Raw genomic sequence first — 23,818 nt, 5'->3', positions numbered from 1 at the left:
CGGCCGACTCGTCGCCGTGAGGCGCCGTCGGCGGAAGAGACCTCCGGATAGTGGCAGCCACCCGCTAACCGGAGGTATTCGCCTGTGAACGTGCCGTTCTGGATCTGGGCCGCGACCGTCGGCGGTCTGATCGCCCTGCTGGTCATGGATCTGGTGATCGTCGACCGCAAACCCCACGAGGTGACCACGGGCGAGGCCGCCCGCTGGGTGACGTTCTACGTCGCGGTCGCCGTCCTGTTCGGCATCGGCGTGTGGGTCCTCGCCGGGCAGGGGTCCGGCGTCGAGTTCTTCACCGGCTACATCACCGAGTACTCGCTGTCGGTCGACAACCTGTTCATCTTCATGGTGATCATGGCCTCGTTCAAGGTGCCGGCGATCCACCAGCATCGGGTGCTGTTGATCGGCATCGTGATCGCGTTGGCGATGCGCAGTGTGTTCATCGCGATCGGTGCGTGGGCGATCGCGCAGGTCGTGTGGATCTTTTTCCTCTTCGGCGCGTTCCTGATCTTCACCGCGATCAACATGGTGCGGAAGAAGGACGAGGAGGACGAGTACCACGAGAACCTGGTGACCCGGTTGACGCGCAAGGTGTTCCGCGTGACCGACGACTACGAGGGTCACCACTCGATCGTCAAGCGCGACGGCAAGCGGTATCTGACGCCGATGGCGCTGGTGATCGTCGCCATCGGCAGCGCCGACCTGCTGTTCGCGGTCGACTCGATCCCGGCGATCTTCGGGATCACCCAGGACGCGTTCCTGGTCTTCACCGCCAACGCCTTCGCGCTGATGGGTCTGCGGCAGCTGTACTTCCTGCTCGGTGGCCTGGTCAACAAGCTCGTGTACCTGTCGCAGGGGCTGGCGGTGATCCTCGCGTTCATCGGGGTGAAGCTCGTGCTGCACGCGTTGCACGAGTACCACGTGACGCCGCCGTGGCTGGAGGTCGGCAACTGGGTGTCCCTCGGGGTCATCGTCGTCGTGTTGACCGTGACCACCGTGGCTAGCCTGGCGAAGTCCAGGCGGGACGAGCGCGCTTCTCTTTAGTCTAGCTAACGAATCGGTGTACGGTGGGCGACGTGCGTCCTACCGACATCGAACTGCTGACGTCCCCCGGCCGGCCCGCGCTGTCGGGGGACCTTCTGCTCGTGGCCGTCAGCGTCCCGACCTCGTCGCCAACCGCGGCGTGGGCGGTGTGCAGCGCATCGATGCCGACGGCGTGCATCCGTGGACGCACGGCAGGCACGACAGTGCGCCGGCGATCTCCCCGGACGGCCGCTGGGTGGCGTTCCTGCGCGCCGGCGACGGCGAACCCGCGCAGCTGCACGTGATGCCCGCCGCGGGCGGCGAGGCGCGCGCGGTGACCGCGTTGCCGCTCGGCGTCGGCGAACCCGTGTGGGCGCCGGACTCCCGGCGCATCGCCTTCACCGCCCGCGTGCCCGAACCGGGTCGCTACGGCACGGCCGAGAACAGCGACGCCGGTGACGCCGGTGACGCTGTTGTGCCGGAGCCCGCCGAGGAGGCGCCGCGCCGCATCACGCGCTACGACTACCGCATCGACGACGTCGGCTTCCTGCGCGACCGCCCGCAACGGCTGTTCGTCGTCGACGCCGTCGCGGCGGCGGATTCAACCGAGCGAGCCGACGGGGTGACCCGGAGCCGCTGACCGACGACGCCGCGTCCGTGCGCGATCCGGCGTGGACCCCGGACGGGGAGACCGTGCTGGTCGCCGCGCCACGCGACTGGGACGTGGCCGAGACCTTGCATAGCGACGTCTACGCCGTGCCGGCCGCCGGTGGCGCGCCGCGGCTGGTCGTGCGCACCGAGGGGACGGCCCTGCGGCCGGTGGTCGCAGGTGCTGGTGCAAGGGAGACCGTCTACTTCTACGGCACGGCGTTCGAGGGGATCGAGGCCGCCGCGCAGAACTGCGGTCTGTGGGCCGCGCCGCTCGACGGGTCGCAGCCGCCGCGCCGGCTCACCGACGCCGAGACGGTCGACGTGGTCGCCGCGGCGGGCCCGCCCGCCGTTCGCGGTGACGACGTGCTCGTGGTGACCGCCGACCGCGGCGCCGCGGAGCTGCGGGCCGTGCCGATGGGCGCGTCGGAGGCGCGGCTCGAGGACCTGCCGGTGCTGACGGGCAGTCGCGCCGCCGTGCGCGCGTTCACTGTGGACGGTGACCGGATCGCGGTGGTTCAGGCCGGACCGCGGGACGCCGGGGAGGTGCTGCTGTCCACGGGCGACGGCGAATTCGCCGCGCTCACGGACTTCGCGGCGCCGCTGCGCGAGGCCGGGGTGCTCGATGCCGAGGAACTGACGGCCACGTCGGCCGACGGGTATCCGGTGCACGGCTGGTTCGTCGCGCCGGAGGGCGAGGGTCCACACCCGGTGCTGCTGGTCGTGCACGGCGGTCCGTTCGCGGCGTACGAGTGGAGCCTGTTCGACGAGGCGCAGGTGTACGCCGCCGCCGGCTACGCCGTGGTGCTGGCGAACCCGCGTGGTTCGGCCGGCTACGGCGAATCGCACGGCCGGGCGGTGCTGCACGCGCTCGGCACGGTCGACGCCGACGACGTCCTCGCGTTGCTCGACGCCGCACTCGAACGGCCGGACACCGACGCCGACCGGGTGGGCGTCATGGGCGGCTCGTACGGCGGGTTCATGACGGGGTGGCTGGCCGCGCACCACGGACACCGGTTCCGCGCGGCGTGGAGCGAACGTGCCGTCAACGCGTGGGACTCGTTCGCCGGTGCCTCCGACATCGGCTGGTCGTTCACCGACAACTACGTCGGCGCCGACGTCGAGGAGCAGCGCCGGCGCAGCCCGCTGACGTACGCGGCCGACATCGCGATCCCGTTCGCCGTCGTGCATTCCGAACAGGACTGGCGGTGCCCGCTGGAGCAGGCGCAGCGGTTGTTCGTGGCGTTGAAGAAGAACGGCGCGGACACCGAGCTGTTGTTGTTCCCGGGGGAGGGCCACGAGCTGACCCGTTCGGGCAAGCCGCGGCACCGCGTGCAGCGGTTCGAGGCGGTCCTGGACTGGTGGTCGCGGCACCTGCCCGTCTGAGCGGGCCGCGCGTGCCGGGGACTCAGTCGAGCAGGACGTAGCCGAGTTCCCGGCACACGCGCGCCAGCGGGACGTCCAGGCCCGGGTGATCGAGGCCCAGCAGGATGTCCGGCGTGGTGGGCAGGGCCGTTCCGGCGGGCGGGTCCCACAGGCACACGGCGGGCGCTCCGCCGTCCATCGACGAGCGGTACCAGAGGCCGTCGACGTCGGGCAGTTCGGCGCGGATCGCGCGCGCCCACGCCTGCGTGACCTTCTTGGCGCCGCTGGAGATCTCCTGCGAGGCGCGACGCGCGTGGGCCACAGCCCGGTCAGGTCGAGCAGGCGCAGTGTGCGCGCGGGCCGGACGACCACCAGGTGCGGGCCGCGGGTCGACCTGTCCACGATGGACGTGGTCTGGAAGACCTCGGCGACGCTCGTGCGCACCGACAGTCCGAAGTAGAGCACCCCGTTGCCCGGGTCGGCGGTGGGTGTCTCGGCCGCGGGATGCGGGTCGAACCGGGCGTGCGCGATCGGGCCGACGCGGCGGAAGGTGTCCCACCGCTGCGGATGCCGGCCGCGCGCGGAGAACACGCGCACGAGGCGGGTCGCCGGGTGGACCGCGACGATGTCCTCGTCGGGGCGGAGGTGCTCGCGCAGGACCTCGCCCGGCGGGGGCAGGGGTAGCCGTGCCATGGGTGTGCCGACGTGCTCCTCGGTGCGTGGTCTGTACCGGTGTGGGTGGGTTACGCAGGTGTGCCGAGGGTAGCGGCCAGCTCGGCGACGCGCGTGGGATCGCCGCCCGCCAGCAGCCAGTTGCGCGGTGTCGCCGGGGTGTCGTGGATCAGCAGATCGTCCTGCGGGGTGGTCATGAAGCCGGCGACGACCAGGGCGGGCTGGTCCTCGGGCGCGGCGCGCAGCACGACGTCGAGCCCCGGGACGACACCGTCCGCCGTGAACTGCCATGCGGGCAGGCGCCAGCCGCCGTGGCCCTTCCACCCGGTGAGGCGATGCTGCTTGAGGCGGTGGCGGATCCGGCTGTCGTCGACGCCGAGCCTGCGGGCGGCCTCGGTCACGGTCAGGGCGGAGTCGGCGAAGACCGCCTGGGTGGCGACGGCCGCGACGCGCGGGTCGGTCTCGGCCTCACCCTGCGCGGACAGGTCGAGGCCGACGTCGGCGAGCACCTCGCGCTGCTCGACCGAGAAGTAGTGCGCGGGCTCGGGGTCGCCGGGGGACAGGCGCTTCGCGGCCTGTTCCACGAGCGCGAGGAACTCGGCGGTGTCCACCTTCAGTCCCGCACGGGCGAGCACGGTCTCCAGCGCAACAGTCATGCACCCATACTAGCACGCACGTGCGCATTCGTGCGCCAACGCGCCGTGTCAGCACCCCACGTCGCCGTGTTGGCATTCCGCGTCGCCTCTGCATGCCTAGTGGGTTATATTGCTCAGGTGGCAACTACGTTCGATGTGCTGGCCGAACCGCGCAGGCGGCAGATCCTCGACCTGCTCCGGACCCGGGACCGCCTGGTGGGCGACCTGGTCGGCGAGCTGTCGTTGACGCAGCCGGCCGTGTCCAAGCATCTGCGGGTGCTGCGCGAGGCGGGCCTGGTGTCGGTGCGCCAGGACGCTCAGCGCCGCTGGTACCGGCTGCGGCCGGAACCCCTGGCCGAGATCGACGAGTGGCTCGCGCCGTACCGGCGGCTCTGGTCCGACAGTCTCGACGCCCTCGAACGCCACCTCGACACGATGCCCGACCAGCCTGACCAGCCCGACCAGCCCGAGCGGGCCGGCGGGGCGACCGAGATCCAGGAGTAGACGTGGCCGACACGCAACGGACGACCGACCAGGGCGACATCGAGCTGCGGTTCGAACGCCGATTCCCGCATCCGCCCGCCAAACTGTGGAGGGCGTTGACCGAGCCGGAGCACCTCGGGGCCTGGTACCCGTTCCCGGTCGAGGAGCTCGACCTGCGCGTCGGCGGGATCATCCGCTTCCGCGACCCCGACGGCGAGCCGACCGATCTCTACGCCGAGATCACCGAACTCGAACCGGAGCGCGTGCTCGCCTTCACGGAGTTCGACGCCGAGACCGGCGCGCACCGCCTGCGGCTCACGGTGGAACCCGACGGCGCCGGCTCCGTGCTGACGTTCGTGCACACCTTCGCCGACAACCCGTGGGCCGAGCAGACCGCGACCGGCTGGAAGACCTGCCTCGACGTCCTGCGGTCGACCCTCGACGGGATGCCCCCGCAGAACTCGCAGAACTCGCCGTCCTGACCGTGGACCTTGCGGGTGGGGCGCACGATCCCCGTACGCCCCACCCGGTGCGCTGTTACGCGCCCGCCTCGCGGAGGGCGATGTCGACCGCCTCGTCGTTGCGCTGGGTCTCCGGTTCGATGTGCTCGGCGCCCGGGTAGAACCCGTCGAGACCGCCGCCGCTGCCGGGGTACATCTCGAACGTGAAGCTCAGGATGTTGTGCTCGCCCCACATCCAGCCGTTGATGTCGCCGTCGGTGATGTAGAGATCGCTCGACTGCTGCGGCGTGTAGCCGTTGGTCTCGGCCATCTCCGTGCCGACCTGCTGGAAGCGCTGCGCCTGCTCCTCGGTCATGTCCTCGGTGGTCTCGTCGGTCGTGTGCCCGAACGGCCACAGGACGAGCTCGCCGTAGGTGTGGAAGTCGATGTGCGTCTTGATCTGCTGCTCACCGTCGACGACCCGGGAGTCGACGAAGTTCTTCACCGCCGTGGTCTCCGGGGCGGAGAACGCCTCGGTGCCGCGGTAGGTGTCCGAGGTGGGGCTTCCGCTGGAACCGCCGCAGCAGCCCCATTCGTAGCCCCAGTTGCGGTTGAGGTCGGTGCCCTGGTGCTGGCGGTTCTTCCGCCAGCCCTGGTACTGGCCGCCGGAGATGTCGTAGGTCGCACCGTCCGGGTTGACCGTCGGGATCACCCAGATCTCGCGGGAGTCGACGAACTCGGTCACGGTCTCGTCGGTGCCGTAGCCGTCGGTGAAGCGCTCGACGATGTGCAGGCACATCTCCGTGGTGAGGTGTTCGCGCGCGTGCTGGTTGCACGTGAACAGCGCCTCGGGCTTGTCGGCATCGGACCCGCCGCTGATCTTCACCAGCGGGATCGTGCGGCCCTCGTGGGTCTCGCCGACGTCGGAGAGCTCCACGATGTCGGAGTGGTCCGCCGCCGCGGTCTCCAGGACCTCGGTGAGCTGGTCGTAGGTGTGGAAGGCCTCGTCGCCCTCGGGGAACTCGTCGGCGGCGGCTCTCGGGTCCGACACCTCGGGGTTGCGCTCGGCGAGCAGCTCGTCGAAGTCGCCGACGTGGGTGAGGTCGACGTCGGCCGCCTCCAGCTGCCGGGCCTGTGCGGGGTTCGCGACGACGGTGATCGTCTCGCCGCTCGAGCCCAGCACGTCCACGCCCGAACGGGCCAGTGCGTGTCGGTCGTCGCCGGTGGCCGTGATCTCGTAGACGCCGCGCTCGCCGGCGGTGTCCGTGGGCGCCTGCGCACCCGCCGGCGCCGCGGTGGCCAGCAGAAGCAGCGCGCCTGCTGTGACGCTGAGTGTTCGACGTGTCATCCGCATGTGATCAGGCTGGTCCCGCAGCCCGCGGAGGGCAACCGACGGAAGTCGTGCCGGTTTACCACTTGACCTCCAGCGCGGTCGAGCAATGACGCTCGGGTCATGCCGTGAGTGCGGCACCACCGGCAGGGCCGGGGACGAGAGGGGACAACAGGTATGACCGAGCAGACGATCGAGAGCACACAGTTCGAGCAGGCGTACGCGGACGGGTCGACGGGGTGGGTGATCGGCGAGCCGCAACCCGCGGTGGTGGCGCTCGAACGGGACGGCCGCATCCGGGGCAGCGTCCTCGACGCGGGCTGCGGCACCGGGGAGCACACGATGCTGCTGACGACCCGCGGGTACGACGTGCTCGGCATCGACTTCGCCACCGGCGCCGTCGACCGGGCGCGCCGCGCGGCGGCCGACCGGGGCGTCGCGGCCGAGTTCGCGGTCGCCGACGTGTTCGCGCTCGACGAGGACTACGACGGCCGTTTCGACACCGTGGTCGACAGCGCCCTGTTCCACGTGTTCCCGGCCGCGGCCCAGCGCCGCTATGCCGAGGTGCTGCACCGGCTGCTCCGGCCGGGTGGGGTTGTCCACCTGCTGGCGCTGGCCGACACCGGGGAGCCGGCGTTCGGGCCGATCATCCGGGACACCGCGATCCGCGAGGCCTTCACCGACGGCTGGACGATCGAGGAATTGGCCGCGTCGCGCTACCGCGGCGAGGCCGTCGTCGCCGAGCACGCCGAGGCGTTGGGTGTCGCCGTCGGCGACACCGTCGAGCTGCCGGCCTGGCTGGCCCGCATCCGCCGCGACTGACGGCGGCCGGCACGCGGAAGGGCGGGGTGCGCACCGGGACGGGTGCGCACCCCGCCTGCGTGTGCGCCCGGGTTCGTCGCCGGGGCAGCGCATTGACACCCGGACGGGTGACGCCCTAGATTTGATCTGCATATCGAACGGTGTCCGAAATATCGAACACAGCTCTCAGCAACTGGAGCTCTCCAACACACAGCGGAGTGTGCTTGTGAAGATCACCGGAATCAGTACGCATGTCGTCGGGACGCCGTGGCGGAACCTGACGTACGTACAGGTCCACACCGACGACGGGCTGACGGGTGTCGGCGAGACGCGCATGTTGGGCCACACCGAGGCGTTACGCGGATACCTGCGCGAGGCGGAGGCCAACCACATCGCCGGCTCCGACCCGTTCGCGATCGAGGACCTGGTGCGCCGCATGAAGTACGGCGACTTCGGCAGGGCGGGCGAGATCGTCATGTCCGGCATCGCGTGCGTCGAGATGGCGTGTTGGGACATCAAGGGCAAGGCGCTCGGCGTCCCGGTGTGGCAGTTGCTCGGCGGCAAGGTCACGGATCGAGTCAAGGCGTACGCGAACGGTTGGTACACCACCGAACGGACGCCGGAGCCTACCACGCGGCGGCACGCACCGTCGTCGAACGCGGCTACCGGGCGTGAAGATCGACCCGTTCGGCACCGGATATCTCGAACTCGACCACGACGCGACGAACTACGCCGTCTCGCTGATCGAGGCCGTACGCGACGCCATCGGCGACGAGTGCGAGCTGATGCTCGAGATGCACGGCAGGTTCAGCCCGGCCACGGCGGTGCGGCTGGCGCGCGAACTCGCGCCGTACAAGCCCGCGTGGATCGAGGAGCCGGTGCCGCCCGAGAACCTCAAGGCACTGGAGAAGGTCGCGGCGAAGGTCGACGCGCCCATCGCCACGGGTGAACGCATCCACGACCGCATCGAGTTCCGCGAGCTGTTCGACTCGCAGGCCGTCGACATCCTCCAACCGGACGTCGGCCACCTGGGCGGGATCTCGGAGACCCGCAAGCTCGCCGCCACGGCCGAGACGCACTACATGCTCGTCGCGCCGCACAACGTCGGCGGTTCGGTGCTCACCGCGGCCTCGCTGCAGGTGGCAGGCTGCACGCCGAACTTCAAGATCCTGGAGCACTTCAACGACTTCGCCGACGCCGAGATCGCCCGCGTCGTCCGGGGCGCACCGAAGGTCGTCGACGGCTACTTCGCGTTGCCGACCGAACCGGGCCTCGGCGTGGAACTCGACACCGACGCGGCGGCGGAGTTCCCGCAGCAGCGCGCACATTTCGACCTGTGGGCCGAAGGGTGGGAGAAGCGCGACCCGACGGGTGCGTCGTGACCTCCGGCCGCGCGGTCGTCGTCGACGCCCCGGGCAGCGTCCGGGTGGTCGACGACGAACCCGCCGCCCCCGGCGAGGGTGAGGTGCTCGCGCGCGTGCATGCGTGCGGGCTCTGCGGCAGCGACCGGGAACTGTTCGCCGGCACCCGGCCCGCCGAGTACGTGCGTTACCCAGTGACGCCCGGCCACGAGTGGGCCGGTGTCGTCGAGGCCGTCGGTGCCGGGGTCGATCCCGGCCTTGTCGGGCGCAAGGTCGTCGCGGAGGGCTTTCGCAACTGCCAGACGTGCGAGCGGTGCCGGGACGGCGATCCGACCCTGTGCACGGCCGGCTACGACGAGACGGGCTTCACGAGCCCTGGCGCCATGGCCTCCGCGGTGACCCTGCCCGCACGGCTGGTGCACGTGTTGCCCGACGACGCCGACCTCGCAGGCGCCGCGTTGCTGGAACCCGCGGCATGCAGCGCCGCGGCGGTGTTGGCGGCCGAACCGGCGGCCGGTGAGCGCATCGCGGTCGTCGGCGACGGAACCCTCGGCCTGACGGCGCTGCAGCTGCTGGCGGCGGCCTCGCCCGCGGAGCTGCTGATGATCGGCGGCGGTCCGCAGCGCGGCGCACTCGCGCTGGAACTCGGCGCGGATTCCTTCCACACCAAGGACGATCCGCTGGACGAGCTCGCCGGCCGCTTCGACGTCGTGGTCGAGACCGCAGGGGCGTCGACGTCGGCCGTGACGGCGGCGTCGCTGCTGCGCCGCGGCGGACGCCTCGTGCTCACCGGCATCCCCGCCGATGGTGCGGCGGGTCTCGACCCGACGGACCTCGTCGTGCGCAGGCTCGACGTGCGGACCGTGTTCGGCGCCCCGCCGCGCGCCTGGGCGCACGCGGTCCGCGCGTACCGCATCGGTCTACTTCGGACCGAACCGCTGATCACCCACCGGTTGCCGCTGGAACGGGCCGACGAGGCGATCGCGCTCGCCGGCTCCGGCGACCCGGCGGTCGGCAAGGTCCTGCTCATGCCCTGACACCCGGCAGAAGGAGTTCCATGACGGCACCGAATCGGCCCCGCGGCCCCCGCAGACCGGCCGAGGGCGCACTGGCGCCACTCGGCCTGGGCGTCCCCGCGCCGGATCCGGCGGACGGCTCGGCGCACACGTTCCCCGACGGCGGCACCTGGCGCACGGAGATCCCGTCCGTCGAGGGACCCGAGGCGCTGGCGACCGTGTTCAAGGAGGCCACCCGGCTGGACGTGCCCGTGCACCGGGTCAGCCAGGGCAGCGGCGTGTGGATGCTCACCGACGCGAGATCACCGAGATGGTCGAGGCGTGCGCCGAACGCGACGTCGAACTGTGCCTGTTCACCGGACCGCGCGGCACGTGGGACATCGGCGCGGCCACGCGCACGGCTTCGGGCGGCGGCGGCCTGCGCGCCCGCGGGCACGCCGCGCTCGCCGGCTGCGTCGAGGACGCGGTGCGGGCGACCGAACTCGGCGTGCGCTGCCTCCTGATCGCCGACGAGGGCGTGCTGTGGACCCTGCACCGGCTGCGGGAGAACGGAACGGTGCCTGCGGACACGACGTTCAAGGTCTCCGCGCTCGTCGGACCGGTGAATCCCGCGGCGTACGCGGTGTGGGAAGGGCTCGGCGCCGATTCGGTGAACATCCCCTCCGACCTCGGCCTCGACCAGCTCACCGAGATCCGCCGCGCGTCGCGCGCACCCATGGACCTGTACCTGGAGGCGCCCGACGACCTCGGCGGCTACGTGCGTATGTACGACGCGGCCGAGTTCGTCCGGCGCGGAGCCCCGCTGTACCTGAAGTTCGGCCTCAGCAACGCACCCGGCATCTACCCCTACGGCGGGCAGCTGCGCGACACCGCGCTCGACACCGCGCGGGAACGCGTGCGACGCGGCCGGCTCGCCCTCGACCTGCTCGCCCGGCACGGGGCCGACGGCGGTATGTCGCCGCTCGGCTCGCGCGCCCCCGGACCGCTCACGAGGTTCCCCGTACCCGAAAGGAGTTGATCATGCGCAAACGTGTGAGGCACGGCGGTCGCAGCGTGGCGACGGTCGTGTCCGCCACCGCGATGGCCGTCGCGCTCGTGGTGACACTGGCCGGCTGTGGCCAGGAGGCGCGCGGTGGCAGCCGCTACCAACCGGAGGGCGGCAAAGGGGCGACCGTCGGCCTGGCCATGCCGACGAAATCGTCCGAACGCTGGATCGCCGACGGCGAGAACATGGCCGAGTCGTTCGAGGAAGCCGGCTACCAGACCGATCTGCAGTACGCCGACGACAAGGTCGAGAACCAGATCGCCCAGGTCGAGAACATGATCACCCAGGGCCATGCGCTGCTGGTGGTCGCGGCCGTCGACGGTGCGGCGCTGACGAACGTCCTGGAGCAGGCCGAGCAGCAGGGAACCCAGGTGATCGCCTACGACCGGCTGATCATGGGCACCGAACACGTCGACGCCTACGCCTCGTTCGACAACGAACGCGTCGGCCGGCTGCAGGGCCAGTACATCGTCGATGCGCTCGAACTCGAGCAGAACCCGAACGAGACGTTCAACATCGAACTGTTCGCCGGTTCGCCCGACGACAACAACACCCAGTTCTTCTGGAACGGGGCCATGTCGGCGCTGCGGCCCTATATGGAGAGCGGCCAGCTCGAGGTCGGCAGTGGACAGACGCGCATGAACCAGGCGACCACGTTGCGCTGGGACGGCGGCACCGCGCAGCGCCGGATGGACGACCTGCTGAGCAGGCACTACGGCAACGCCGAGGTCGACGCGGTGCTCTCGCCGTACGACGGCATCTCGCTCGGCATCATCTCCGCGCTGCGCAGCTCCGGGTACGGCGGCGCGAACCAGCCTTACCCGATCGTCACGGGACAGGACGCCGAACTCGCCTCGGTCAAGTCGATCAACGCGGGCCAACAGCGGCAGACCGTCTTCAAGGACACCCGCAAACTCGCCGACCGCGCGGTGCAGATCGCCGACGCGCTGCTCACCGGCGGCGAGCCGGAGTTCAACAACACGACCGACTACGACAACGGCCCGAAGGTCGTGCCGGCCTACCTGCTGGACCCGGTGAGCATCGACGAGTCCAACACGCAGCTCCTCGTCGACGAGGGCTACTACACGGCAGGGCAGATCGGATGACGGCGACCGACGAGACCGAACCCGCCGAGACCGAACCGGCCGACACGGCACCGGCAGACACCGCGCCGGCAGACACGGCACCGGCCGAAGCCGCCGACGGCGATGACGGCCCGGTGCTGGAGATGCGCGGGATCACGAAGACCTTCCCCGGGGTCACGGCGCTGTCCGGGGTGGACCTCGTCGTCGGCGCGGGCGAGATCCACGCGGTGTGCGGGGAGAACGGTGCCGGCAAGTCGACGCTGATGAAGGTTCTCAGCGGGGTGCATCCGCACGGCAGCTACGACGGGGAGATCCGGTTCGAGGGCGAGCCCGTCGCGTTCCGGGACATCGCCGAGAGCGAACGGCACGGCATCGTCATCATCCACCAGGAACTGGCGCTCGTGCCCGAACTGTCGGTGGCGGAGAACATCTTCCTCGGCAACGAGCAGGCGTCCCGCGGGGTCATCAACTGGGGCGCCACGTTGCGGGACTCGGCGCGCCTGCTTCGCCGCGTCGGACTCCCGGACAACCCGGGTACCCGGGTGGCCGAGCTCGGCGTGGGCAAGCAGCAGCTCGTCGAGATCGCCAAGGCGCTGTCGAAGGAGGTGAGCCTGCTCATCCTCGACGAGCCGACGGCCGCGTTGAACGAGGAGGACAGCGACAACCTCCTGCAGCTCATGTTGGACCTGCGCGATCAGGGCATCGCCTGCATCGTCATCTCGCACAAGCTCGAGGAGATCCGCAGGATCGCCGATTCGGTGACGATCCTGCGCGACGGCCGCAGCGTCGAGACCCTGCGCGTGCGGCAGACGCCCGACGCGGAGCCGGAGCTGTCCGAGGACCGCATCATTCGCGGCATGGTTGGCCGCGACCTCGACAGCCGCTTCCCCGAACGCCGCCCCTACGAGGGGGACGGCGCCGGCGAGGTCGCGTTCGAGGTGTCCGGCTGGACGGTGCGCCACCCCGTCGAACCGCGGAAGGTCGTCGACGACGTGTCGCTCACCGTGCGCCGCGGCGAGATCGTCGGCATCGCCGGACTGATGGGCGCGGGCCGGACCGAACTGGCGATGAACGTGTTCGGCCGCAGCTACGGGGTGTACGAGGGCGGAACCGTTGCGGTGAACGGGAATCCCGTGCGGACGCGGACCGTGCCGGAGGCGATCGGGTCCGGCGTCGCCTACGTCACCGAGGACCGCAAGACGTTCGGCCTCAACCTCATCGACACGGTGCACCGCAACATCTCGCTCACCTCGCTGCCCGGGCTCACGCGCCACGGAGCCGTCGACGAGCACAAGGAGCAGCGGGTCGCCGAGCACTACCGGAAGTCGATGAACATCAAGACGCCGACCGTGTTCGAGCCGGTGGAACGGCTCAGCGGCGGCAATCAGCAGAAGGTCGTGCTGAGCAGGTGGATCCACACCGGACCGGAGGTGCTGATCCTCGACGAACCGACGCGCGGCATCGACGTCGGGTCGAAGTTCGAGATCTACACCGTGATCGAGGAGCTGGCCGCGCAGGGCAAGGCCGTGCTGTTCATCTCGTCCGAACTTCCCGAACTGCTCGGGATGTGCGATCGGATCTACACGATGGCGGCGGGCCGGTTGACCGGTGAGGTCGACGGTGCCGACGCCACGCAGGAAGTGCTCATGCGGTACATGACCATGGACAGGAACTGAGGGCCGGCACATGACGACGACCGAAGACCGCCCGAACGCGCCGTCGGAGGAGCATCTGCCGGGACCGAAGTCCACCGGCGGGATCCTGCTCGACGTCGCGCGCAACAACGTCCGCCAGTACGGCATGCTCATCGCGCTGGCGCTGATCGTCCTGTTGTTCCAGATCTGGACCGACGGCACGTTGTTGTTGCCCAGCAACGTGTCCAACCTCGTCCAGCAGAACAGCTACATCCTCATCCTCGCGATCGGCATGATGATCGTCATCATCGCGGGGCACATCGACCTGTCGGTCGGCTCGCTCGCGGCGTTCGTGGGCGCGATAGCGGCCGTGATGATGGTCAACTACAACCTGCCGTGGGGACTGGCGCTCGCGCTGTCGCTCGGCATCGGCGCCCTTGCCGGGGCGTGGCAGGGGTTCTGGATCGCCTACGTCGGCATTCCGTCGTTCATCGTGACGCTGGCCGGCATGCTGCTGTTCCGCGGCGCCACGCAGATCGTCCTCGAAGGACAGTCGGTCGCGCCGTTCCCGCAGGGCTTCCAGCAGATCGCGCAGGGCTTCATCCCCGAGATGGGGCCGTACACGCAGTACCACAATCCGACGCTCGTCCTGGGCCTGCTGGCCGTCGTAGGCTTGTTGGTGCAGCAGTGGCGCGACCGCAGGCAACAGCTGGCGCACGATCTCGACGTGTTGCCGTGGAAGCTGTTCCTGGCCAAGTGCGCGGCGATGACCGCGGCGATCGTGGTCGTCACGCTCACGCTCGCCAGCTACCACGGCGTGCCCGTGGTGCTGCTGATCCTGTGCGCGCTGGTGATCGTGCTGGGCTACGTCATGCGCAACTTCGTCATCGGCCGGCACATCTACGCGCTCGGCGGCAACAAGGCGGCGGCGAAGCTGTCGGGTGTGCGCGACAAGCGCGTGACGTTCCTCGTGTTCGTCAACATGGGCGTGCTGGCCGCGCTCGCGGGCTGTGTGTACGCCGCGCGGCTCAACGCGGCCACGCCACAGGCCGGTCTCATGTTCGAGCTCGAGGCGATCGCCGCGGCGTTCATCGGCGGTGCGTCGATGCGCGGCGGCGTCGGCAAGGTCATCGGCGCCGTGATCGGCGGTCTGGTGCTGGGCGTGCTGAACAACGGCATGTCGCTCGTCGGCATCGGCACCGACGCACAGCAGGTGATCAAGGGTCTCGTGCTGCTCGCGGCCGTCGGGTTCGACGTGTGGAACAAGCGCAGGACCGCGACGACGACCTGACCGGAGGCCGGGGCCGGTTCAGCCCGCGAACGCGGGCTGCGCCAGGCCCCGGCCGGCGTCCGGGACCACCAGCACCGAACCGGCGTCCGGATGCGGTGCCTGCTGGTCGACACGCGCGGTGGTGATGTACAGATCGGACAGTGCCGAGCCGGCGAACGCGCACGCGGTCGGATGACTCACCGGCAGGGTGATCGTGTGGTCGAGGCGGCCGTCGGGTGTGTAGCGCCGCACGGCGCCGCCCGACCACAGCGCGACCCACACGCACCCGTCGGCGTCGACGCACAGCCCGTCGGGGAAGCCGGCGCCGTCCTCGACGACGACGAGGGGGCGGCGGCCGCCGACGGAACCGTCGTCGTGGACGTCGAACACGTCGATCCGCCGGGTCGGGGTGTCCACGTAGTACATCCGGCGTCCGTCGGGACTCCAGCCGGTGCCGTTGCTGATCGTCACGTCGGGCAGGACCGGGTCCGCCGGACCGCCGGGCGCGAGACGGCTGAGCGTGCCGCCGCCGGCCGCCTCGTCGTAGCGCATCGTGCCGGCCCACAGGGCACCGTCCGGGGCGACGGCGGCGTCGTTGCCGCGCCGACCGTCCACGGGTTCGTGGTGGAGCCACGCGAACGTGCCTGCGGCGTCGTAGGCGCCGATGCCGTCGCGGAGGTTCAGCACAAGGCCGCCGCCCGTGCGGGGTTTGGCCGCACCGACGTGCTGGCCGACGTCCAGCGTCGACGTCTCGCCGGTGGCGAGATCGGAGGTGTGCACGCGTGCCGACAGGATGTCGACCCAGATCAGCCTGCCCGTCTCGACGTCCCAGGTGGGGCCCTCGCCGAGCTGGGCTTCGGCGCGCACGGCCACGTCGGCGCGGGCGGTCACGGTGCGCTCCGGTGGCCGAGGCGGGCGGAAAGGTCGGCGGCACCCTTGCGGGCGAGCTGTTCCAGCTCGGGCGTGCGCCGGTCGTCCCAGCGGATCGACGGCACCGAGATGCTCAACGCCGCGACCACGGCACCGGAGGAGTCGCGCACCGGAGCGGCCACACAGTGGACGTCCGGATTGGACTCGCGGTCCTCGACGGCGATGCCCCGCGTCCGGACCTCGGCCAGCCGGGCCCGCAGCGCGACGGGGGAGGTGATGCTGTTGTCGGTCATCGCGGCCAGGGCGCCGCCGCGGGGGATGCGCTCGTCCAGCTCGTCCTCGGGCAACATCGCCAACAGCATCGTGCCGACCGCCGTGCAGTGCGCCGGCAACGTGCGGCCCACGGCCGACACCATCCGCACCGCGTGCGTGCTGTCGACCTTCGCGATGTAGATGACGTCCGTGCCCTCGAGGATCGCGATGTGCACCGTCTCGTCGCACGTACGCGCGACGTCGGCGGCCACCTGCCTGCCCTCCGCCGCGAGATCGAGCTGCTCCGCGTAATGGCTGCCGAGCTGATAGGTACGCACCCCGAGGCGGTAACCGCCCGGCTGATCCGGCGCGGGGGAGAGGTAACCACGCGCCGTGAGCGTGCTGACCAGCTCGTGCACCGTCGTCCGCGGCAACCCGAGCTTCCTGGTCATCTCCGGCGGCGACAGCACCACAGGCCCGTCGAGGAACAACTCGAGGATGTCCAGCGCCCTCGCCACAGCCGGTACCTGACGTCCCATGCTCTCCCCGTGTTCGGTTCTCGTGGTGGTTCTTGTTCCGTTGTGTTCGGTATTACGGACGTGGGCCGGTATCTCGGACATCAGGATACGCCGTGGGAGTGGGCCTGTCAGCCGTGTCAGCATCCTGCGTCGCCGTGTCAGCACTTCGCGTCGCCGTGTTGGCATTCTGCGTCGTTGTGTTGGCACCTCGTGTCGCTTTGTTGGCGGTTCGGGGTGTGGGGATGCCTCGCCGGCGGGCTGGTCTCTGGGATGTTGGGCGGCTTTGCCGCCCGGGTGAAGTGTCATCCCGTCGACCTCGGCTTTGGGGTATCACACTGCAGTCAGGGCGCAAGGTTTTGTTTCTTGGTTCCTGTTTGGGGGTTGGTTGCGCCCTGACTGCAGTGTGATGGTTGCGTTTTAGGTCGACGGGATGCCACTTCTCTTGGCGGATTTGTGGGTGGGGTGGTTGGCGGGGGTGCCTTGCTTCGCTTCGGCGGTGGCGGTTTTGTGGTGTGGGGTGGGGTTACTTTTAGTTAGGGTTTGTTGTAGCCCTAATGGGCGAGCCTTGTCGATTATTTGTTTGGTATCGTTGGGTGCGTGAGAGATGTTGAGGGGATTGTTGAGTTGGCCCGTTCGGTGCTGGCTGTTCGGGCTCGTGCTGATGCTGCTGAGGTTTCGTTTCTTGCTTCGCTCGACTCTGGGGCGTCGTCTGATTCACTGGAGCGGCGGTCGTTGGCTGAGGCTTTGGCGCCTGAGCTTCGACTATCTCCGCAGGGCGTTTTGGATCGGATTCATACCGCGCTGGCTTTGACTTATCGGATGCCTCGGCTTCTTTCCGCTATGCAGCATGGTCAGGTGGATCGGTATGGCGCTGAGCGGGTGTTGAATGTAGTTGCGCCGGTTTCCGATTCCGATGCGCTCGAAGTTGACCGGCTGTTGGAGGAGAAGCTTTCTCGGCTATCTCTGACTGCTTGGCAGCCTCGGAATATGGCCTGGCATGCTTCTCAGCTCGTCAAGCAGGTCGATCCCGGTGCTGAGACCGCGGCCGCTCGCATGGCTCATGAGGGTCGCAAGGTGACGCTCGATCACGGTGTCTATGCCCAGTCGCGCCTGGCGGCCGATCTGCCGTCGGACGTTGCCTCCGCCGCCTACGCGCGAGTCGACGCCATGGCGCGCAAGCTGCGACTGGGGGACTCGTCGCGGAATCTCGACCAGCTGCGGGCGGACGTGTTCGCGGACCTGCTGCTCGGCAACGATCCCGGTGTGACCGTGCCTCAGTCGGCGGCGATGGTCTATCTGCACATGCCCATCGACACGGCCCTGTCGATGTCCGAGACCGGCGCATCGATCGACGGGATCGGACCAATCCCGGCCGTGTACGCGCGGGAGATCATGACCAACCCCAAGTCGATCTGGCGGAAGGTCCTCTGCGACTCCGCCACCGGAAACCCCGTCGACCTCGGCCGCACCTCGTATCGTCCGAACTCGACGATCCGGAAACTCGTCGAGGTCCGCGACCGGATGTGCATCGTGCCCTGGTGCCGCAGGCCCGCCCGGCACTGCGACTTCGACCACCAGAAACAGTGGGCCAAAGACAACGGCACCACCGCCACCGACAACGCCGCACCGCGCTGCCGCAAGCACCACCGGCTCAAGAACGCCCCGGGCTGGATTCACTCCTACGACCCGCTGCACGGCACGTCCTCGGTCACCACGCCGCTGGGCGTCACCTACACCGACAAGCGGGAGCCCGTCCTCGAACCCCGATCACCGGAACCGGCCGACGTGCCCGAAGACCCGCCGCCGTTCTGACCCGACAGGACGTCCCGGCTCACCAGCCGCGGTCGCGCCACTCGGCCAGCTTCGGACGCTCGGCGCCCAACGTCGAGTCGTCGCCGTGACCCGGGTAGAACCACGTGTCGTCCGGCAGCTCGGCGAACACGCGCTGCTCGACGTCGTCGATCAAGGACGTGAAGTCGTCCGGCGAGCCGGTCTTGCCGACGCCGCCGGGGAACAGGGAGTCGCCCGTGAACAGGTGCGGGTGGCCCGTCGGGTCGCGGTACAACAACGCGATCGAACCCGGTGTGTGGCCGCGCAGGTGGATCACCTCGAGGGTGCACTCGCCGACGGACAACGTGTCGCCCTGCTCGACCAGATGGTCCGGCGGCACCGGCAACGGCTCGGCATCCGCCGGATGCGCAGCCGTGTACGCGCCGTTCGCGCCCGCGACCGCACCCAACGCCTGCCAATGATCCGGATGCTGATGCGTCGTCACGACCGTGCGCAACGTGGGCCGGTCCTCCGCGTGGCCGATCAGATCGGAAATGCGCTCCGGATCGGCCGCGGCATCGACCAGCAACGCCTCGTTCGTCGCGCGACACACCAACAAGTAGGCGTTGTTGTCCATCGGGCCGACGGACAACTTCGTGATGGTCAGCTTCTCCAACGTGCGACGGGCCGCGTCGCCACCCGGCTCGACATGACCGGTGTAGTCCTCCGAGACGTTCACATCACACAGCGTATTACGCCACCGTCGTCACACGACACCTGCCGCGGCCGTTAGGGTGCGGCATTCGACAAGCAGTCAAACCGGACGGGCGCGGCACGCGGCAAGGGGGACAGCAGGTGACCTCAACGTCAACCGCACCCGTCAACCCCGACACCCCGGTTCCGGCGACGCCCGAAACCGAACCCACCGGAACCGACACGCCGCCGCCGTCGACACCTGCACCGGCCGCCGGGGCGCGGACGTCGAACCGCAAGATGAGCTGGGACGTCATCCGCGTCCTCGCCATCAGCTTCGTCGTCGCAGGACACGTGACCGCCGGTGCCCAGGCCATGCCCGACATCGAGCCCTACCCCGGCACGCTGCGACTGCCGTTCGGCACGTTCACCCTGCTCGTGCTCTCGGGCTTCTTCATGGGCCCCACCCTGCGCAAACTCAGCGTCGGCGCCTGGCTGCAGGCCCGACTCGCGCGCCTGCTGCCCGCCTACTTCGTCGCGATGCTCGTGACCTTCCTGGTCCTGCGCGCCGTCGTCCCCACCTTCAACGACGCCGTCGACGGAGACGGCCCCTGGTACCTGCCCGGCGCCGACGACCTGCTGCGCAACCTGCTGCTCGTCCACGAGTGGACCGGCACCATGCACGAACGCATCGACGCCTCCTACTGGACGCTGCCCGTGCAGGTCGCCGCCTTCGTCGCGCCGCCGTCGTCGCCTGGCTGTGGTGGCGCAAGACGACCCGCCGCCGCCCGCGACCCGCCGTCGTCGTCTGGGCCGTCCTCGCAGCCTCCGCCGTCAGCCCCGTGCTCAGCGGCATCACCGAGGTCATGCCCACCGCCATCGGCCTGTACTACGCCCATCTGTTCGCCGCAGGCACCGCGATCTGGCTGTGGTCCGAACGGCGCATCGCCGGCCCCAACCTCACCGCGATGCTGCTCGCCGTGCTGATCATGCAGATCTTCCGCTCCAGCGAACCGCGGCTGCTGATCGTCGCCTGTCTCGGCGTCATGCTCGGCCTCATGTGCCTCGCCGCCCGCGGCCCCGACTGGACCCCCGTGCTCGGCTTCGCCCGGCGACCCATCTCCTGGCTGGCCGGCATCAGCTTCGGCATCTACCTCGTCCACCAGAAGCTCGGCTACGTCTTCGCCCGCGTCGCCACCGGCCTCGAGATCGAACAGTGGTGGCTCCGCCTCGCCTTCGTGATCGGCGCCATCCTGCTCGCCGCGTGGGCGCTCACCGTGCTCGTCGAACGGCCCGCGCACCGCCTCCTCGCCCCGCGGCGCACCGCGCGCCCGGCACCCGAGGCGGCCCCCGAGGTGGCCCCCGAGACGGCCCCGGAAGTGGCGCCGGAGGCGCCGCCGACCAGGGGATGAGCGCCCGCACCCGGCGGCGGGCGCCGTTTCTGTCAGGGGTGCGGCCTACAGTGGAGGACGGTAGGCGCGCGAGGTGAGCGCGCCGCCTGCCTCACGCACTCATTCGAAGGGACCTTCGCCGGTGGCTGATCGACTGGTAATCCGCGGCGCCCGGGAACACAACCTGCGCGGGATCGACATCGACCTGCCCCGCGACAGCCTGATCGTGTTCACGGGGCTGTCCGGATCGGGCAAGTCGAGCCTGGCCTTCGACACGATCTTCGCCGAGGGTCAGCGCCGCTACGTCGAATCGCTGTCGGCGTACGCGCGGCAGTTCCTCGGTCAGATGGACAAGCCGGACGTCGACTTCATCGAAGGCCTGTCGCCGGCCGTGTCGATCGACCAGAAGTCGACCTCGCGCAACCCCCGCTCGACCGTCGGCACGATCACCGAGGTCTACGACTACCTGCGGCTGCTGTACGCGCGCGCGGGCAAACCGCACTGCCCCCAGTGCGGCGCGGCCATCAGCAAGCAGACCCCGCAGCAGATCGTCGACCAGGTGCTCGACATGGAGGCCGACGTACGCTTCCAGGTCCTCGCGCCCGTCGTGCGCGGGCGCAAGGGCGAGTACGTCGACCTGTTCGCCAACCTCCAGCAGCAGGGCTACGCGCGGGCGCGCGTCGACGGTGTCGTGCACTCGCTGACCGACCCGCCCAAGCTCAAGAAACAGGAGAAGCACGACATCGGCGTCGTCGTCGACCGGCTCAAGGTCAAGGCGGGTGCCAAACAGCGCCTCACCGACTCCGTCGAGACGGCGCTGAGGCTCGCCGACGGGCTCGTCGAACTCGAGTTCGTCGACCTGCCCGAGGACGACCCGCACCGCATCCGCGGCTTCTCCGAGAACCTCGCCTGCCCCAACGGGCACGCCCTCACCGTCGAGGACCTCGAACCGCGGTCGTTCTCGTTCAACTCGCCCTACGGCGCGTGCCCCGACTGCACCGGCATCGGCGTCCGCAAGGAGGTCGACCCCGAGCTGATCGTCCCCGACGAGGATCTGCCGCTCGGCGACGGCGCGATCCAGCCGTGGAGCGGCGGGCAGAGCGCCGACTACTTCGAACGGCTGCTGACCTCCCTGTCGGAGGCGATGGGCTTCCGCATGGACACGCCGTGGCGGTCGCTGCCGGCCAAGGTGCAGAAGGCCGTGCTCTACGGCGTCGACGAGCAGGTCCACGTCCAGTACCGCAACCGCTACGGCCGGCGCCGCTCGTACTACGCCAACTTCGAGGGCGTCATCCCGTTCCTCGAACGCCGCCACGACCAGACCGAGTCGGAGCACACCCGGGAGCGGTACGAGGGCTACATGCGCGAGGTGCCGTGCCCCGTATGCCAGGGCACGCGGCTCAAGCCGGAGATCCTCGCCGTCACCCTCGAACACGGCAAGCACGGGGAGCGTTCGATCGCCGACGTGTGCGCCCTGTCGGTGGCCGAGGCGTCCGAGTTCCTCGACGACCTGGTGCTCGGCGAACGGCAGGCCATGATCGCCGGGGCGGTGCTGAAGGAGATCCAGGCCCGCCTGCACTTCCTGCTCGACGTCGGCCTCGACTACCTGTCCCTCGACCGCGGCGCCGGCACGCTGTCCGGCGGCGAGGCGCAGCGCATCCGCCTGGCCACCCAGATCGGCTCCGGCCTCGTCGGCGTGCTGTACGTGCTCGACGAACCGTCCATCGGCCTGCACCAGCGGGACAACCAGCGGCTCATCGACACGCTGAGCCGGCTGCGCGACCTCGGCAACACGTTGATCGTCGTCGAACACGACGAGGACACGATCAAGGCCAGCGACTGGGTCGTCGACATCGGGCCGGGCGCGGGCGAGCACGGCGGTCAGGTCGTCCACAGCGGACCGTACTCGAAGTTGCTGAAGAGCAAGAAGTCGATCACCGGCGAGTACCTGGCCGGCCGCAAGGAGATCCCGGTCCCGCAACTGCGGCGGCCGATCAACAAGAAGAAGCAGCTCACCGTCGTCGGCGGGCGCGAGAACAACCTGCGCGGCATCGACGTCTCGTTCCCCCTCGGCACGCTGATCTCCGTGGCCGGCGTGTCCGGATCAGGCAAGTCCACGCTCGTCAACGACATCCTGGCGACCGTGCTGGCCAACAAGCTCAACAACGCACGCCAGGTCCCCGGCCGGCACACCCGTGTCAACGGACTGGCCAATGTGGACAAGCTGGTGCGGGTCGACCAGTCGCCGATCGGGCGTACCCCGCGATCCAATCCCGCCACCTACACCGGCGTGTGGGACCGGCTGCGCAAGCTGTTCGCCGAGACGACCGAGGCGAAGGTCCGCGGCTACCAGGCCGGCCGTTTCTCGTTCAACGTCAAGGGCGGCCGCTGCGAGGCGTGCGCCGGCGACGGCACGCTGAAGATCGAGATGAACTTCCTGCCCGACGTCTACGTGCCCTGTGAGGTCTGCAAGGGCGCCCGCTACAACCGCGAGACGCTCGAGGTGCACTACAAGGGCAAGACCGTCGCCGAGGTCCTCGACATGCCGATCGAGGAGGCCGCCGAGTTCTTCGAGCCGATCAAGCCGATCCACCGGTACCTGTCGACGCTCGTCGACGTCGGCCTCGGCTACGTGCGCCTCGGCCAGCCCGCGCCGACACTGTCCGGCGGCGAGGCGCAGCGCGTCAAACTCGCCAGCGAACTGCAGAAGCGCTCCACCGGTCAGACCGTGTACATCCTGGACGAGCCGACGACCGGACTGCACTTCGAGGACATCCGCCGGCTGCTCGACGTGGTCCAGGGCCTCGTCGACAAGGGCAACACGGTGATCGTCATCGAACACAACCTCGACGTCATCAAGACCTCGGACTGGGTCATCGACATGGGCCCCGAGGGCGGCCGCGGCGGCGGAACCGTCGTCGCCGAAGGCACCCCCGAGGACGTCGCGGCGAACCCGGACAGCTACACCGGCCGCTTCCTCAAGTCGTCCCTGGACGTGTGAGTGCGCCGGGCATGGCCGCACTGCCGTTGAACCGCTACGCGTTCCACACCACGTGGTCGCTGGCGGCCCCACCCGGTCCCGTGTTCGACGCGCTCGTCGACCTCGCCCGGTACCCCGACTGGTGGCCCGACGTGCGGTCGGTGACGAAGGTCGACGACGACACGGCGGCACTGGTGTGCCGGTCGAGCCTGCCCCTGGCGTTGCGGTTGCGGATGACCCGCCTCGAGGAGGACCGTGCGGCCGGCCGTGTCGCCGTGCGGCTCACCGGCGATCTCGACGGCACTCTCACCGGACAGGTCGAGCGCAGCGGTGCCGACGGGTCCGACGGCACCGTGCTCGACATCCGGCAGCACGTGGTCGTCGACAAGACGGTACTGCGCGTGCTGTCACCGGTCGCCCATCCGATCTTCCGCATGAACCACGGACTGATGATGCGCCGCGGGCTGCGCGCCTGCGCGGGCTGGTCTCGCTCACCTGAACCCGGATCCCGGTCGCGGAGACTAACCCCGACCAACCGG

At 69.8% G+C, this 23,818-nt stretch carries 19 protein-coding genes and 4 pseudogenes; 17 read left to right on the top strand and 6 right to left on the bottom strand.

Annotation, left to right across the window (positions count from 1 at the left end; genetic code table 11):
• Nucleotides 1-84: 84 nt before the first annotated feature.
• Nucleotides 85-1,041, top strand: a complete 957-nt coding sequence (locus tag BJF85_RS14020; RefSeq protein WP_075848016.1) for a TerC family protein — start codon at nt 85-87, stop codon at nt 1,039-1,041.
• A gap of 32 nt (nt 1,042-1,073) precedes the next feature.
• A pseudogene (locus tag BJF85_RS14015) lies at nt 1,074-3,054 on the top strand (alpha/beta fold hydrolase).
• A gap of 22 nt (nt 3,055-3,076) precedes the next feature.
• Here the strand turns inward: BJF85_RS14015 and BJF85_RS14010 are convergent.
• Nucleotides 3,077-3,726 (bottom strand): annotated as a pseudogene (locus BJF85_RS14010) (RES family NAD+ phosphorylase).
• A gap of 50 nt (nt 3,727-3,776) precedes the next feature.
• Nucleotides 3,777-4,361 carry a helix-turn-helix domain-containing protein gene (locus tag BJF85_RS14005; protein WP_075848014.1) on the bottom strand — a complete coding sequence of 195 codons (585 nt, stop codon included), beginning with the start codon at nt 4,359-4,361 and terminating at the stop codon, nt 3,777-3,779.
• A gap of 117 nt (nt 4,362-4,478) precedes the next feature.
• Between BJF85_RS14005 and BJF85_RS14000 the strand changes: the two genes are divergently transcribed.
• Nucleotides 4,479-4,844, top strand: a complete 366-nt coding sequence (locus tag BJF85_RS14000; RefSeq protein ID WP_075848012.1) for a helix-turn-helix transcriptional regulator — start codon at nt 4,479-4,481, stop codon at nt 4,842-4,844.
• 2 nt (nt 4,845-4,846) lie between these two features.
• The gene (locus BJF85_RS13995; RefSeq protein WP_075848010.1) at nt 4,847-5,305 is read left to right on the top strand and encodes an SRPBCC family protein; all 459 of its coding nucleotides are present in this window, start codon (nt 4,847-4,849) and stop codon (nt 5,303-5,305) included.
• A gap of 55 nt (nt 5,306-5,360) precedes the next feature.
• On the opposite strand, the gene BJF85_RS13990 is transcribed toward BJF85_RS13995, so the two are convergent.
• Entirely contained in the window at nt 5,361-6,617 is a 1,257-nt protein-coding gene (locus BJF85_RS13990) for a M14 family metallopeptidase (RefSeq protein ID WP_075848008.1), read from the bottom strand.
• A gap of 153 nt (nt 6,618-6,770) precedes the next feature.
• Here BJF85_RS13990 and BJF85_RS13985 point away from each other — a divergent pair, with 153 nt between their 5' ends.
• The 8 genes and pseudogenes from BJF85_RS13985 to mmsB all read left to right on the top strand — a co-directional run bounded on the left by BJF85_RS13985 (nt 6,771) and on the right by mmsB (nt 14,826).
• Nucleotides 6,771-7,415, top strand: a complete 645-nt coding sequence (locus BJF85_RS13985) for a class I SAM-dependent methyltransferase (protein ID WP_075848006.1) — start codon at nt 6,771-6,773, stop codon at nt 7,413-7,415.
• A pseudogene (locus BJF85_RS30145) lies at nt 7,354-7,893 on the top strand (hypothetical protein); the annotation flags it as partial. The gene BJF85_RS13985 and the pseudogene BJF85_RS30145, both read left to right, overlap by 62 nt.
• A 172-nt stretch (nt 7,894-8,065) precedes the next feature.
• Nucleotides 8,066-8,776: a mandelate racemase/muconate lactonizing enzyme family protein gene (locus BJF85_RS30140; protein ID WP_255375626.1), complete on the top strand. Its 711-nt coding sequence runs from the start codon at nt 8,066-8,068 to the stop codon at nt 8,774-8,776.
• The gene (locus BJF85_RS13975; protein WP_075848004.1) at nt 8,773-9,792 is read left to right on the top strand and encodes a zinc-binding dehydrogenase; all 1,020 of its coding nucleotides are present in this window, start codon (nt 8,773-8,775) and stop codon (nt 9,790-9,792) included. The genes BJF85_RS30140 and BJF85_RS13975 overlap by 4 nt, the downstream gene beginning before the upstream one ends.
• Before the next feature lie 259 nt (nt 9,793-10,051).
• Nucleotides 10,052-10,789 carry a hypothetical protein gene (locus BJF85_RS13970; protein ID WP_255375625.1) on the top strand — a complete coding sequence of 246 codons (738 nt, stop codon included), beginning with the start codon at nt 10,052-10,054 and terminating at the stop codon, nt 10,787-10,789.
• 2 nt (nt 10,790-10,791) lie between these two features.
• Entirely contained in the window at nt 10,792-11,922 is a 1,131-nt protein-coding gene (chvE, locus tag BJF85_RS13965; RefSeq protein ID WP_139320625.1) for a multiple monosaccharide ABC transporter substrate-binding protein, read from the top strand.
• 122 nt (nt 11,923-12,044) lie between these two features.
• Nucleotides 12,045-13,577 (top strand): multiple monosaccharide ABC transporter ATP-binding protein, encoded by a 1,533-nt coding sequence (mmsA, locus tag BJF85_RS13960; RefSeq protein WP_075848053.1) that lies wholly within the window; start codon nt 12,045-12,047, stop codon nt 13,575-13,577.
• 10 nt (nt 13,578-13,587) lie between these two features.
• Complete coding sequence (mmsB, locus tag BJF85_RS13955) at nt 13,588-14,826, top strand: multiple monosaccharide ABC transporter permease (RefSeq protein WP_075848002.1); 1,239 nt, start codon at nt 13,588-13,590, stop codon at nt 14,824-14,826.
• Between the two features lie 18 nt (nt 14,827-14,844).
• Here the strand turns inward: mmsB and BJF85_RS13950 are convergent, their stop codons facing one another.
• Both BJF85_RS13950 and BJF85_RS13945 read right to left on the bottom strand, forming a co-directional pair.
• On the bottom strand, nt 14,845-15,696 hold the full coding sequence (locus tag BJF85_RS13950) for an SMP-30/gluconolactonase/LRE family protein (RefSeq protein WP_075848000.1): 852 nt from the start codon (nt 15,694-15,696) through the stop codon (nt 14,845-14,847).
• Nucleotides 15,693-16,466, bottom strand: coding sequence for an IclR family transcriptional regulator (locus tag BJF85_RS13945; RefSeq protein WP_075847998.1), 774 nt, complete (start codon nt 16,464-16,466; stop codon nt 15,693-15,695). Before BJF85_RS13945 ends, BJF85_RS13950 begins: the two co-directional genes overlap by 4 nt.
• 576 nt (nt 16,467-17,042) lie before the next feature.
• Here BJF85_RS13945 and BJF85_RS13940 point away from each other — a divergent pair.
• Nucleotides 17,043-18,257 (top strand): DUF222 domain-containing protein, encoded by a 1,215-nt coding sequence (locus BJF85_RS13940; RefSeq protein WP_369822172.1) that lies wholly within the window; start codon nt 17,043-17,045, stop codon nt 18,255-18,257.
• 19 nt (nt 18,258-18,276) lie between these two features.
• Here the strand turns inward: BJF85_RS13940 and BJF85_RS13935 are convergent, their stop codons facing one another.
• Nucleotides 18,277-18,954 carry an MBL fold metallo-hydrolase gene (locus BJF85_RS13935; protein WP_075847996.1) on the bottom strand — a complete coding sequence of 226 codons (678 nt, stop codon included), beginning with the start codon at nt 18,952-18,954 and terminating at the stop codon, nt 18,277-18,279.
• 254 nt (nt 18,955-19,208) lie between these two features.
• On the opposite strand from BJF85_RS13935, the pseudogene BJF85_RS31450 reads away from it, so the two are divergent.
• The 4 genes and pseudogenes from BJF85_RS31450 to BJF85_RS13920 all read left to right on the top strand — a co-directional run.
• Nucleotides 19,209-19,586: pseudogene (locus BJF85_RS31450) on the top strand (acyltransferase family protein); the annotation flags it as partial.
• Nucleotides 19,574-20,320: an acyltransferase family protein gene (locus BJF85_RS31445; RefSeq protein ID WP_369822171.1), complete on the top strand. Its 747-nt coding sequence runs from the start codon at nt 19,574-19,576 to the stop codon at nt 20,318-20,320. The pseudogene BJF85_RS31450 and the gene BJF85_RS31445, both read left to right, overlap by 13 nt.
• Nucleotides 20,321-20,441: 121 nt before the next feature.
• Nucleotides 20,442-23,300 carry an excinuclease ABC subunit UvrA gene (gene uvrA / locus BJF85_RS13925; RefSeq protein WP_075847995.1) on the top strand — a complete coding sequence of 953 codons (2,859 nt, stop codon included), beginning with the start codon at nt 20,442-20,444 and terminating at the stop codon, nt 23,298-23,300.
• Nucleotides 23,297-23,818, top strand: a 522-nt coding sequence (locus tag BJF85_RS13920) for an SRPBCC family protein (RefSeq protein ID WP_369822170.1), incomplete at its 3' end; no start/stop codon positions are given. The genes uvrA and BJF85_RS13920, both read left to right, overlap by 4 nt.

Source organism: Saccharomonospora sp. CUA-673, from assembly GCF_001942305.1.
GTDB lineage: Bacteria > Actinomycetota > Actinomycetes > Mycobacteriales > Pseudonocardiaceae > Prauserella.
This window is presented reverse-complemented; position numbering and strand designations above follow the sequence as displayed.